Raw genomic sequence first — 13020 nt, 5'->3', positions numbered from 1 at the left:
ATTACCGGCTGGCCACTCCCTGGCTGTCAGCCGGCCTTATCGACTCAGGGCGCTGCGGACTGACAGGCGGCTCAAGCTGCAGCACCTCGTTGGTATATGCCCACTCCTTCTCTAGCTGATCCGGGTGGTCGTTCAGGCGGATGCCATAGGACGGGATGATCTGTTTGATCTTGGCCTGCCACTCGGGCGACGCCACCTTGTTCTTGAACACCTTGTTCAACACATCGAGCATGATAGGCGCAGCGGTCGACGCACCGGGAGAGGCCCCCAGCAAGCCGGCGATACTGCCGTCCCTGGACGTCACCACCTCGGTACCGAGCTTGAGCACGCCGCCCAACGCTTCGTCTTTCTTGATGATTTGCACCCGCTGGCCCGCCTGCCACAGCCGCCAGTCTTCTTTCTTCGCCTCGGGGAAGTAGGTGCGCAGCGCTTCGAAGCGGTCATCGTCCGATTGCAGCACCTGCCCGATCAGGTACTGCACCAGGTCGAACTCGCGTACCCCTACCCGCACCATCGGCCAGGCATTGTGCACGCTGGTACTGGCGAGCAGGTCAAGCAATGAGCCCTGCTTGAGGAACTTGGTCGAGAAGGTGGCAAACGGCCCAAACAGGATCAGGCGCTTGCCATCAAGTACCCGGGTGTCCAAGTGCGGCACCGACATGGGCGGCGCACCGGTTGCGGCAATGCCATAGGCCTTGGCCATGTGGCGCTGGGCGATAGCCGGGTTGTCAGTGACCAGGAACGAGCCACCGACCGGGAAGCCGCCATAGTTCTTGGCCTCGTCGATACCCGACTTCTGCAGCAGCGGCAGTGCCGCCCCGCCAGCGCCGATGAACAGGAACCGGGCATCGGTGGCTGCCTTGCTGCCATTCTTCAGATTCTTGTACTCGACGTGCCAGGAACCGTCGTCGTTACGGGTGATGTCCTGCACTTCGCTCGACAGCTTGAGATCGAAGTTCGGCCGCGTCTGCAGGTAACCCACATACTGCCGGGTGATCTCGCCAAAGTTGACGTCGGTGCCGATCGGCGTCCAGGTCACGGCCAGCTTCTGGTTGGGATCGCGGCCTTCCATCATCAGCGGGACCCATTTGCGGATCTGCTCGTGGTCTTCGGAGTACTGCATGGGTTTGAACAGGGGGCTGGCCTGCAGCGCCTCGTAGCGCTTCTTCAGGAAGCGGATATTGTCATCGCCCCAGACAAAGCTCATGTGCGGGGTGGTGTTGATGAACGAATGCGGGTTTTTCAGCACGCCCTGCTTGACCTGCCAGGCGAGAAACTGGCGCGTTACCTGGAACGACTCGTTGATTTCAACTGCCTTGCTGATGTCGATCTTGCCGTCTTTTTCCGGGGTGTAGTTCAGCTCCGCCAGGGCCGAGTGGCCGGTGCCGGCGTTGTTCCAGCCGTTGGAGCTCTCCTCGGCCACCTTGTCCAGGCGCTCGACCATTTCCATCGACCAGCCGGGCTCCAGCTCGTTGAGCCACACGGCCAAGGTAGAACTCATGATGCCGCCGCCCACAAGCAGCACATCGACCTTTCGGGTTTCCGCCGCTTGGGCATTGAGCATGCCGATGGCCAAGGCCAGCCCGGCCATCGCCAGTTTTGGCTTGATGGTGATCTTCATAACCTCTCCCGCGCCTCGTTGCTGTCCGTGGTTCAGCCACAAGCTTAGCCGACGCGTTTAGTCGGGTATGACGACGCACAAACACTTGCAATCGGCCACATCTCAAAATACTGTATGAATACTCAGTATCGCAGGTCAGCCACCATGCAACTCATCGCCAAACTCGGCATCCTTGCCGACGCCGCCAAGTACGACGCCTCCTGCGCCAGCAGTGGTGCGCCCAAGCGCAATTCGCGCGGCGCTGACGGCCTGGGTGCCACCAACGGCATGGGTATCTGTCACAGCTATACCCCGGACGGCCGCTGCGTATCACTGCTCAAGGTACTGCTGACCAACTTCTGCCTGTACGACTGCCAGTACTGCGTCAACCGCCGCTCCAGCAACGTGCCGCGCGCACGCTTCAGCCCCGAGGAAGTGGTGCGCCTGACCCTGGACTTCTACCGGCGCAACTGCATCAGCGGCCTGTTCCTCAGCTCCGGCATCATCCGCTCGGCGGACTACACCATGGAGCAGTTGATCCGTGTGGCCCGGCTGTTGCGCGAAGAACACAGCTTCCGCGGCTACATCCACCTCAAGGCCATCCCCGATGCCGACCCGCTGCTGATAGAAGAGGCCGGGCGCCTGGCCGACCGCCTCAGCGTCAACATCGAACTGCCCACCGACGCCAGCCTCAAGCGCCTGGCGCCAGAAAAGCAAGGGCACACCATTCGCCAGGCCATGGGCGTGATTCATCAGGGCCAGCAGGCCGTGGCCAACGAGCCCAGGGCGCCGCGCTTTACCCCGGCCGGGCAGAGCACCCAAGTCATCGTCGGCGCCGACAGCACCGACGACAGTACCTTGCTGCGCAATGCCGAGTCGCTGTACCAGGGCTACGGCCTCAAGCGCGTGTACTACTCTGCCTTCAGCCCGATCCCCGACAGCCCCGGCAGCGTACCCCTCGCCGCACCACCGCTGCTGCGCGAACACCGCCTGTATCAAGCCGACTTCCTGCTGCGTGGCTATGGCTACAAGGCTGGCGAGCTGCTGGGCCACAGCGGTAACCTGGCACTGGACATCGACCCCAAGCTGGCCTGGGCGCTGGCCAACCGCGACGTGTTCCCGCTGGACGTGAACCGCGCCGAACCTGCGCTACTGGCGCGTATCCCCGGCATCGGCCTGCGCAGCGTACAGCGTCTGGTCGCCCTGCGCCGGGAGCGGCGCATCCGTTATGACGACCTGATCCAGCTGCGCTGCGTGCTGGACAAGGCACGGCCGTTCATCGTTACAAGCGACTACCGACCCGCCCAGGCCGAGCTGCGCAGCGGCTTGCTGCGAGCGCGCTTGAGTGAGCCGCCAGCGCCCGTGCAGATGGGGTTATGGGGGTGATCGCACTCGACTGCGACGACCTGTTCGCCACCTGGCGCGAGCAGGCCCGGGGGTTGTTGAGCCATGGCATCGACCCGTCGGAAGTCACCTGGTCGCAAGGCCCGATGGCGGACCTGCTGGCCGTGCTGGCCGTGCCGGCAGCGCCGCCTGACGGGCCGGGCCCTTTCCGGGCCAAAGTCCCGGCCGCACTGCTGAGCCAGTTGGAGCAGGCCTCTCGCTACCGTGGCGAGCAGCGCTGGAACCTGCTGTATGAAGTGCTGTGGCGCGTCGCCCATGGCGACCGCACGGCAATGCTGGCCGGTGACCGGCTGGGCAGTGAGCTGCAACGGCGCATCAAGCAGGTAACCCGCGAGGCGCATCACTTGCACGCGTTTGTACGCTTCGTGCCGTTGCCAGAGGAACTGGCTGAGCACTTGCAGCTGGATCTGGTGGCCTATCACGAGCCGGCACACGACATTCTGCACAGTGCCAGCGCCCACTTCGCCGACCGTCTGGGGCGTTTGCGCTGGTTGATTGCCACGCCACAGGATGGCATTCGCTTCGACGGCCAGTCGTTCGACTACCAGCGACAGTGCCCCGAGCCCTGGCGCCAGTGGGCCCGCAACGCCGAAGACCCCGGCGCCGAACTTTGGCGCACCTACTACCGCCACACCTTCAACCCGGCCCGCCTCAACCCGGATGCCTTGCGCCTGCACATGCCAGGGCGGTTCTGGCGGCATTTGCCGGAAGGCATGCTGATACCGCAGCTTGAAGGCCTGGCGCGCCAAGGCAAACAGCGAGACGGCCAAGCCCTTGAGGTGGCCTCGCAAACCGGCAAGACCATCAGCAAGCCTGCGCGCTCGGTGTAGCTGCGGAGCCTGTTGCGGCCCCGTCGAGACGCAAGGCAGCGGCTACAGCGAAAACATGATGCTCAGCTGAAGAGCCTGGCCAGGCAGGCCAGCTTCTTCTTGTACGAACGCCGTGCCTCCAGTGCCTGCTCCAGGCTCACCGGCAGGAACCGCGCCTGCTGGTTGGGCTGCATCTGCCCGATCAGATCGAGGTCGGCGCTGATCACCGTGCCGATCATGGCGTAGCCGCCCCCCGACACTGCATCGCGATGCAGGATGATCGGTTCCAACCCTGCCGGCACCTGGATCGATCCGATCGGGTAGCAGCTGTCGACGATATTGGAGGGGTCCGACCCCGCACCGAACGGCTGCTCGCGCGGTTGGAAACTCAAGGCGCTGCCGCCTTTGTAGCGATAACCGATGCGGTCCGCTTCGGTCAGGCGGTGGAAGTACAGCCCAGGCACCACCCGCAACACCACCTCCCCCCCCAGGGCCTGACGCAGGGCCATGGGCAAGCTTGCACCGGCACGGGTCTTGCCGCTGGGCACGCCGACCGGCAGCAGGTCGCCCGCCATCAGTTTGCGCCCATGAAAGCCACCCAACGCGCCCAGCGCGTAGGTGGACCGGCTACCCAGTACCTCGGGCACATCGATGCCTCCGGCCACTGCCAGGTAGGCCCGGGCGCCCGCTGTTGGAAAGCCGAAACGCAACACTTGCCCCGCCCGCACGGCAAACGCAGTGTCCGGGCGCTGCTCGCGGCCATCGAGCAACGCTGGCATCTGCGCACCGCACACAGCGACCAGTGCGTCCTGCTGGAACTCCAGCTCCGGCCCCACCAGCGCACACTCCAGGCCCGCAGCGCCGGCCGGGTTGCCCACCAGGTGATTGGCTGCGCTCAAGGCGTACTGGTCGAGTGCGCCGGACGGTGGGATACCCAGGTGGTAGTAACCTTCGCGGCCCAGGTCCTGTACAGAAGTGGACAGCCCCGGTTTGAGTACCTTGATCATGCCAGCACCTCCTGCAACGATTTGGGGTAGCCGACCGGGTCGGCGAGGAAGGCGTCCAGGGAAAACGCCACCGGGCGAATGCGCAGGTCGAAGCAGCCATCCTCCACTTCCGCCACCGCCTGGTCGTAGGTGCGGCGGTCGATAGGCTTAAACTGCACGATGTCACCTGGGCGGAAGAACACCATGTGCTCTTTTAGGTAATTCAAGGTCTGCTGTGGGTCGTAGATCGGTGCCGGGGTGACGCCGAACATCTGGTAGCCCCCGGCCCCGCGCACCGAGTAGATGCAACCAAAGCAGCCGCCATGGCCCAGGGTGAGCTTGGGCGTGTCGGTACGGGGGCGCAGGTACTTGGGCACCTGCAGCTGCCGCTCGCGCTCGACCATCTGGAACATGAACGGCAGGCCGGCGACAAAGCCGACCATCGATACGAACCATGGCGCGCCACTGTGGGCGGCGATGAAGGCCTCGACATCGGCCAGGCCGTTGATGCGCGCGGCGTACTCCAGGTCTGTGCTGGTCGGGTCCTGGTGGCGATCCCGAAAGCGCATCAGGGTTTCATGGGTCCAGGGGTCGTTGTACAGCACCGGGATCTCGATGATCCGCGTCTGCAACGAACGCTCGGCCACCGCCTGCGCCTCGGCGCCGCGCACGGCTTCGAGCAGTGCCTCGGGGGCGATACGGTCCGGGTCGAAGCGGACCTGGAACGACGCATTGGCCAGGCACACATCAAGCACGCCATCCAGGGCCATGCGCTCCACCGCACGGGTGACGGCCATACCCTTGAAAAAGGCCTCCAGCGACATGCTTTCGCTGACTTCGGCAAACAGGTGCTCGTCGGCGCCGAAGCTGTAACGGATCGGGGTTGTAGCAAGCGGTTCGGCCATGACAGTTCCTTTTCTTGGAATCTTTATAGAAAGGCAGGCGAAAACAAAAGGCACGGGCTCCGGCTTGTCGGTTTGCCGGATGCCTGACGGGTTCAGCGCGGTGCCCGCACCACGATGCCGGCCGCATCCAGTGCCTTGCGCGTGGCCTCGACCAGGTCCAGCGCGCCCGGGGTGTCACTGTGCAGGCAAATGGAATCGAATTCGATCGCCAGGTCCTGCCCTTCGACCGTGCGCACAACGCCTTGGCGACAAGCACGCAGTACCCGCTCGGCGACGGCTTGGGGCTCGTAGCCACGCACATTGCGGGTAAACACGATCGACCCGCTCAGGTCGTACTCGCGGTCGGCATAGAACTCGCGAATCACCGGCTGCCCCAGTTCCTGGGCAATGCGGCAGATCACCGAACCCGGCATGCAGTACAGCAGCAACTCGGGCTCGATCACCCGCAGGTTTTCCACCAGCAAGCGCGCCGCTTCTTCGTCACGCGCCAAGTGCATGTAAAGCGCCCCATGCGGCTTGATGTGCTGCAGGCGCACGCCCTGGGCACGAGCGATTTCACGCAGCGCGCCCAATTGATAGAGCATGTCGTCCACCAGTTCCTGCGCCGAGGCATTGATATGCCGGCGGCCAAAGCCGACCAGGTCACGGAACCCCGGGTGTGCCCCCACAGCGACGCCCAGTGCCTTGGCGCGCTCGACGGTGCGGCGCATGGTGCCGGGGTCGCCGGCATGGAAACCAGTGGCGATGTTGGCGCTGCTGATGTAACCCATCAGCTCATTGTCGACGCCATCGCCAATGGTCCACGGGCCAAAGCCCTCACCCATGTCCGAGTTGAAATCCACTGCTTGCATGACCGCGTCTCCTGGCACTTGTGACTGCATGCAAGCCACGTTAGATTCTCCGCACCCCCTTGGGAAGATCTATAAACAGATGGGGTACCTTCTGAAAAACAGATACCCCGGGAGCCTACCGTGTCACTCACCCTGCGCCAGGTCCGCTACTTCGTTGCCACCGCTGAAATCGGCCAGATCTCGCAAGCGGCGATCCACCTGAACATCTCCCAGTCGGCAGTCACTACGGCCATCAAGGAGCTGGAAGCGATGCTCGGCGTGCTGTTGTTCCAGCGCTCGGCCCAAGGCATGAGCCTGACCGAAGCCGGCCGGCACTTCTTGAACCGTGCCTACGTCATCCTGCGCAGTGTCGACGATGCGTTGAACAGCCCGCTTCCGGACGTGCGTGCCAGTGGCCTGTTGCGCCTGGCGGCGAGTTACACGGTGATCGGCTACTTCCTGCCGCACCACTTGCAGCGCCTGGAGCACTGGCATCCGGGCGTGACACTGGAGCTGTACGAGCAGGAGCGCAGCGCCATCGAGCAAGGCCTGCTGGAGGGGCGTTTCGACATGGCGGTGGTGCTCACCGCCAACCTCACTCACCCCGACATCGTCTCGGAAACCCTGTTCAACTCCGAGCGCCGGCTGTGGCTGCCCGGGCATCACCCACTGTGCGAGCGATCGGCCGTGAGCCTGGCCGAGGTGGCCTGTGAGCCGTTCATACTGTTGACCGTGGATGAGGCCGAGCAAAGTGCCATGCGCTACTGGGAGCAGGCCGGGCAACGGCCAAGCGTAAGGGTGCGCACCAGCTCGGTGGAGGCCGTGCGCAGCATGGTCGCCAATGGCAGCGGAGTGGCGATCCTGTCGGACCTGGTGCACCGGCCGTGGTCGCTGGAGGGCAAGCGCATCGAGACGGTGACCATCAGCGACCCGGTCACACCGATGAGCGTGGGGTTGGCCTGGCACCGGGAACGGGCATTCAGCCCGGCGATGCAGGCGGTGCGCAATTACTTCCATGATGCGTTTCTGGCACCGCAGCAGTTGTCGGCAAGGCGCTGATCCTACCTTTGCAGGCCCGGCCTCTACGCGGGCGCGCCCGCTCCCACAGGTGCAGCGCAAATCTTCAGCGGTATGTCCAGCCTGTGGGAGCGGGCAAGCCCGCGAAGAAACCAACACCCATCTTGAGCCGAACGTTCAGGCCGCAGCGCCGTCATAACCTGAGCCGGTGCCGACACGCAAAGAGGACGCGAAATGACCCAGCCCGACCCGTCATACGTCAAATGGCTCGAAGACCGCGCCATGCTCAAGGCCTCCCAGGCGCGTGCCAGCCTGTACTCAGGCCAGTCGCGACTGTGGCAACACCCCTATGCCGAGGCCCAGCCCCGCCGCGCCACCGAAATCGCCTCGGTGTGGCTGACGGTCTACCCCGACGCCATCATCGCGCCCGAGGGTTGCTCGGTGCTCGGTGCCCTGGCCCACGAAGCGTTGTGGAAGCGCCTGTCGGAGATCGGCGTACAGGGCCTGCACACCGGCCCGATCAAACTGTCCGGTGGCATCCGCGGCCGCGAACTCACCCCCAGCGTGGACGGCAACTTCGACCGCATCAGCTTCGACATCGACCCACTGTACGGCAGCGAGCAGGAACTGATCCAGATGAGCCGCATGGCCGCTGCGCACAATGCCGTGACCATCGACGACCTGATCCCCTCGCACACCGGCAAGGGCGCCGACTTCCGCCTGGCCGAGCTCGCCCATGGCCCCTACCCGGGGCTGTACCACATGGTCGAGATCCGCGAAGAAGACTGGGCGCTGCTGCCCGAGGTGCCCGCCGGGCGCGATGCGGTCAATTTACTGCCAGCGCAGTGTGACGAGCTGAAGGCGCGCCATTACATCGTTGGCCAGCTGCAACGGGTAATCTTCTTCGAGCCGGGCGTGAAGGAAACCGACTGGAGCGCCACGCCGCCGATCACAGGCGTCGACGGCAAGACCCGCCGCTGGGTGTACCTGCATTACTTCAAGGAAGGCCAGCCCTCGCTGAACTGGCTGGACCCTACCTTCGCCGCCCAACAAATGATCATTGGTGACGCACTGCACGCGCTGGACTGCCTGGGTGCACGCGGCCTGCGCCTGGACGCCAACGGCTTTCTCGGCGTGGAAACCCGCGCCAGCGGCACCGCCTGGTCGGAAAGCCACCCGCTGTCGCTCGTCGGCAACCAGCTGATCGGTGGCATGATCCGCAAGGCCGGCGGTTTCAGCTTCCAGGAGCTGAACCTGACCCTCGATGACATTGCGCAGATGTCCAAGGGTGGTGCCGACCTGTCCTACGATTTCATTACCCGGCCGGCCTACCAGCATGCGCTGCTGACGGGCGACACCGAGTTCCTGCGCCTGATGCTCAAGGAGATGCACGCCTTCGGCATCGACCCGGCCTCGCTGATCCATGCCCTGCAAAACCATGACGAGCTGACCGTGGAGCTGGTGCACTTCTGGACACTGCACGCGCACGACATGTACCTGTACAAGGGCCAAACCCTGCCTGGCAGCATCCTGCGCGAACATATTCGCGAAGAGATCTACGAACGGCTGTCGGGGGAACATGCGCCGTACAACCTGCGCTTCGTGACCAACGGCATTGCCTGCACCACCGCCAGCCTGATCGCTGCTGCACTGGGTATTCGCGACCTCGAACAGATTGGCGTAGCGGATATCGAACTGATCAAGAAGGTGCACCTGCTGCTGGTCATGTACAACGCCATGCAGCCGGGGGTGGTCGCCTTGTCCGGCTGGGACCTGGTCGGTGCCCTGCCCTTGCCCGCCGAAGCGGTTGCCGAACGCATGCTCGATGGCGATACCCGCTGGATTCACCGGGGCGGCTATGACCTGGCCGGGCTTGACCCACAGGCAGAGGCTTCTGTGCGGGGCATGCCGCGTGCCCGGGCGCTGTACGGCAGCCTGGACAGGCAGCTGGAGGAGAGTGATTCATTTGCCTGCAAGGTGAAGAAACTGCTGGCTGTGCGCCAGGCCTACGGCATCGCCACCAGCCGTCAGGTGCTGGTACCTGAGGTGAGCAGCCCGGGGCTGCTGGTGATGGTGCATGAGCTGCCAGCCGGGCGCGGTATCCAAATCACTGCGCTGAACTTCGGCCAGGACGCGATTGCCGAGGAACTGCTGTTGACCGGGTTCACACCTGGGCCGGTGGTCGACATGATCAACGAGACGGTCGAAGGCGATTTGACCGAGGACGGGCGCCTGATGGTGAACCTGGACCCGTACGAGGCGCTGTGCCTGCGGATCGTCAACAGCAGCGGGCATGTTTGAATCTGGCGTGGCCATGCCGTCGGCAAACCGGTTTCGCCCACAAGCACGCCGCCTGCTCCGCGCAGGCGCCAGACTCGCAAGCCGGCTTGCCAGCCAGCAAGCCTGGTCTTGCATTTACTGCGCTACGGGCATAGCGTTCGGAGGTTTTCTTTTCCGTGCCCAGGAGCAACTCCATGTACACCGGCATCGTCCAGGCCGTCCGCCCTCTGCTTGATGTGACCACCTACCCGGGCCACAACCAGTTCACCATCGACCTCACCCCGGAACTGCTCGACGAGCTGAAAATCGGTGCCAGCGTCAGTGTCGAAGGTACCTGCCTGTCCGTGACCGAAATCGACGGTAGCCAAGTCAGGTTCGACGCCATGACCGCTACCCTCGAACGCACCAATCTGAGCAGCTTCAAGCCTGGCCGGAGCGTGAACATCGAACGTTCGGCGAAGATGAACGCCGAAGTCGGCGGCCACCTGATGGCCGGCCACATCGCCACCACTGCCGAGATCGTCGAGCTGTCGATCAAGGAAACCGGCGCCTTCATCAAGTTCCGCATGCCGCCGCAATGGGGCAAGTACGTGTTCCCGCGTGGTTTCATCGGGGTCAATGGCTGCAGCCTGACGGTCGCTGATGTGGAGGACAACGTGATCACCATCAACCTGATCCCGGAAACCCTGCGTCAGACCACCTTCGCCAGCTACCACCCAGGTGAGCTGCTCAACATCGAGGTCGACCATCAGACCATGGTGCTGGTCGATGTGGTAGAGCGCACCATCAAAGGTACCCTGGCCCGCGAAAACCTGCTGCCCTGAGGCCTGCACATGCTCCCTAACGCCCTCCCCGCGCGCTCAGCCAGGCGTTTGCGCCTGCAGGTAATGCGTGGTCGCGTCGGCCTCGGCCTGGTCGCCGCCCTGTCGGTGCTGGCCGGCATGACCGATGCCATCGGCTTGCTGGCACTGGGCGATTTCGTGTCGTTCATGAGTGGTAACACCACACGCCTGGCGGTGGCCATCAGTGAAGCTGACCTGGCCCTTGTGCTACGCCTCAGTGGCGCCGTACTGGGTTTCGTCGCGGGCAATGCGCTGGGTGTTCTCCTGGCTCACGGATTGCGCCGTCGAGCCTGGCCGGTGCTGTTGGTGGTTGCCGCACTGCTGGCTTTCGCCGCAGCGTGGCCGTTGCCGGCCACCTTCCCTGCGCTGTTGGCGGCCACGCTGGCCATGGGCATGATCAATGCGGTCGTGGAACAGGTGAATGGCCTGCCCATCGGCCTGACTTACGTGACGGGCGCCCTGTCGCGTTTCGGCCGCGGCCTGGGGCGTTGGCTGCTGGGCGAGCGGCGCAACGGCTGGCGGGTGCAGTTGGTGCCTTGGGCCGGCATGTTGCTGGGCGCCGCGCTCGGCGCCTGGTTGCAACAACACCTGGGCCTGCAGGCGCTGGCCGGCAGCTGTGCGCTGGCCTGCGTGCTGGCGCTGATATCGCGGTTCATTCCGCGGTCCTGGCAGCGTGGCTACATGCCGCGCTGATCATTCGATACGCGGGTGCTGCAGTGCCAGTTTCTCGCGCTTGGCTTCCAGCTCGGCGATCTGCGCATCGATGTCCTCGATCTTCTGCTCGATGTTGTCGTGGTGCTCCTGTAGCAGTTCACGCGCCTCTTCGATGTCCGATGCCGCGGGTGCCGCGCCGCGCAGTGGCTTGTTGGCGGTTTCCTTCATGGTCAGGCCGGTGACCAGGCCGACAGCGGCGATCACCATCAGGTAATAGGCCGGCATGTACAGGTCGTTTGTGGTCTCCACCAGCCACGCAGCGAGGGTTGGGGTAAGGCCGGCGATCAGCACCGAGATGTTGAAAGCGCTGGCCAGGGCGCTGTAACGGATGTGCGTGGGGAACATGGCCGGCAGCGTCGAGGCCATCACACCGATGAAGAAGTTCAGCAGCACGGCAATGATCAGCAGGCCGGCGAAAATAAGCCCTAGCACCCCACTGTTGATGAGCATGAATGCCGGAATGGCCAAGGCCAGCAGGCCGACACTGCCGACAATGATGAACGGCCGTCGGCCAAACTTGTCGCTGAGCAGGCCGATGATCGGCTGCACGAACAGCATGCCGACCATGATCGCGATGATGATCAGCACGCCATGGTCTTCGCTGTAGTGCAGGTTGTGCGACAGGTAGCTGGGCATGTAGGTAAGCAGCATGTAGTAGGTGACATTGGTGGCAATTACCACGCCGATGCAGGTCACCAGGCTGCGCCAGTGCTGGGTGGCCACCTCCTTGAACGACACCTTGGGCCCGGACGCCAGGCCTTCACGATCGCCCTGCTCCAGCTTGTCGACGTGCTGCTGGAACGCAGGTGTTTCTTCCAGCGCATGGCGCAGGTAAAGGCCGATGATGCCCAGCGGCAGGGCCAGGAAGAACGGCAGGCGCCAGCCCCAGTCGAGGAATTTTTCTTCACCCAGCACCGTGGAAATGAGCACCACCACCCCTGCGCCCAATACAAAGCCGGCAATCGAACCGAAGTCCAGCCAGCTGCCGAGAAAGCCGCGCTTGCGGTCAGGCGCGTACTCGGCAACGAAGATCGAGGCACCGGTGTATTCGCCACCCACCGAAAAGCCCTGGGCCATCTTGGCGAGCAGCAACAGGATCGGCGCCCAGATACCAATGCTTGCATAGGACGGTATCAGGCCGATGGCGAAGGTGCTCAGGGACATGATCACGATGGTCGCGGCGAGGATTTTCTGCCGCCCGAACCTGTCGCCCAAGGCGCCGAAGAACAACCCGCCAAGAGGCCGGATCAGGAACGGTACCGAGAAGGTGGCCAAGGCCGCGATCATTTGCACGCTGGGGTCGGCGTTGGGGAAAAACACCTTGCCCAAGGCATAAGCGACGAAGCCATATACCCCAAAGTCGAACCACTCCATGGCGTTGCCCAGCGCGGCGGCTGTGATCGCCTTCTTCATCTTGGTGTCGTCGACGATGGTGATGTCCTTCAGGCCGATTGGCTGGACGCTTTTCTTGCGAGGTTTCATACCCGTATCCCTGTCGATGAATGCTCTAAGGGATCAGATACAACAGGACACTAAATAATTCAGCGCTTACTGTTTTTTTGTGCGTTTGCGGCACCACCCAACGGCGCACAAAGAAAAGCCGCTGCAATGGCAGCGGCTTTCATGACCAAGG

General features: G+C 63.7%; 11 protein-coding genes. 6 read left to right on the top strand and 5 right to left on the bottom strand.

Going from position 1 to position 13020, the window contains the following annotated elements; translation table 11 throughout:
- Position 1: 1 nt before the first annotated feature.
- The gene (gene mqo, locus ACF8FB_RS19005) at positions 2–1621 is read right to left on the bottom strand and encodes a malate dehydrogenase (quinone) (RefSeq protein ID WP_010953827.1); all 1620 of its coding nucleotides are present in this window, start codon (positions 1619–1621) and stop codon (positions 2–4) included.
- A gap of 144 nt (positions 1622–1765) precedes the next feature.
- On the opposite strand from mqo, the gene ACF8FB_RS19000 reads away from it, so the two are divergent.
- Both ACF8FB_RS19000 and ACF8FB_RS18995 read left to right on the top strand, forming a co-directional pair.
- Positions 1766–2986 carry a putative DNA modification/repair radical SAM protein gene (locus ACF8FB_RS19000; protein WP_020191325.1) on the top strand — a complete coding sequence of 407 codons (1221 nt, stop codon included), beginning with the start codon at positions 1766–1768 and terminating at the stop codon, positions 2984–2986.
- On the top strand, positions 2977–3834 hold the full coding sequence (locus ACF8FB_RS18995) for a TIGR03915 family putative DNA repair protein (protein WP_010953825.1): 858 nt from the start codon (positions 2977–2979) through the stop codon (positions 3832–3834). Before ACF8FB_RS19000 ends, ACF8FB_RS18995 begins: the two co-directional genes overlap by 10 nt.
- Before the next feature lie 62 nt (positions 3835–3896).
- Here ACF8FB_RS18995 and ACF8FB_RS18990 read toward each other — a convergent pair whose 3' ends face one another.
- The 3 genes from ACF8FB_RS18990 to ACF8FB_RS18980 all read right to left on the bottom strand — a co-directional run bounded on the left by ACF8FB_RS18990 (position 3897) and on the right by ACF8FB_RS18980 (position 6555).
- Positions 3897–4820, bottom strand: coding sequence for a biotin-dependent carboxyltransferase family protein (locus ACF8FB_RS18990; protein WP_392511669.1), 924 nt, complete (start codon positions 4818–4820; stop codon positions 3897–3899).
- Entirely contained in the window at positions 4817–5704 is an 888-nt protein-coding gene (locus ACF8FB_RS18985; protein WP_049586156.1) for an allophanate hydrolase subunit 1, read from the bottom strand. The genes ACF8FB_RS18990 and ACF8FB_RS18985 overlap by 4 nt, the downstream gene beginning before the upstream one ends.
- 92 nt (positions 5705–5796) lie before the next feature.
- Entirely contained in the window at positions 5797–6555 is a 759-nt protein-coding gene (locus ACF8FB_RS18980; protein WP_010953822.1) for a 5-oxoprolinase subunit PxpA, read from the bottom strand.
- A 120-nt stretch (positions 6556–6675) separates the two neighbouring features.
- On the opposite strand from ACF8FB_RS18980, the gene ACF8FB_RS18975 reads away from it, so the two are divergent.
- The 4 genes from ACF8FB_RS18975 to ACF8FB_RS18960 all read left to right on the top strand — a co-directional run bounded on the left by ACF8FB_RS18975 (position 6676) and on the right by ACF8FB_RS18960 (position 11366).
- Positions 6676–7593, top strand: coding sequence for a LysR family transcriptional regulator (locus tag ACF8FB_RS18975; protein ID WP_010953821.1), 918 nt, complete (start codon positions 6676–6678; stop codon positions 7591–7593).
- 192 nt (positions 7594–7785) lie between these two features.
- Positions 7786–9852, top strand: coding sequence for a maltose alpha-D-glucosyltransferase (treS, locus tag ACF8FB_RS18970; protein ID WP_392511668.1), 2067 nt, complete (start codon positions 7786–7788; stop codon positions 9850–9852).
- Between the two features lie 173 nt (positions 9853–10025).
- The gene (locus ACF8FB_RS18965; protein ID WP_010953818.1) at positions 10026–10655 is read left to right on the top strand and encodes a riboflavin synthase; all 630 of its coding nucleotides are present in this window, start codon (positions 10026–10028) and stop codon (positions 10653–10655) included.
- Positions 10656–10664: 9 nt separating this feature from the next.
- Positions 10665–11366: a YoaK family protein gene (locus tag ACF8FB_RS18960; RefSeq protein WP_010953817.1), complete on the top strand. Its 702-nt coding sequence runs from the start codon at positions 10665–10667 to the stop codon at positions 11364–11366.
- Here the strand turns inward: ACF8FB_RS18960 and proP are convergent, their stop codons facing one another.
- Entirely contained in the window at positions 11367–12869 is a 1503-nt protein-coding gene (gene proP, locus ACF8FB_RS18955) for a glycine betaine/L-proline transporter ProP (protein ID WP_392510642.1), read from the bottom strand.
- Positions 12870–13020 lie beyond the last annotated feature (151 nt).

Source organism: Pseudomonas sp. yb_2 (assembly GCF_043103905.1).
GTDB classification, from domain to species: Bacteria; Pseudomonadota; Gammaproteobacteria; order Pseudomonadales; family Pseudomonadaceae; genus Aquipseudomonas; species Aquipseudomonas alloputida.
Note: the sequence above shows the minus strand (reverse complement) of the source record. Positions and strands in the feature narration are given on the sequence as shown.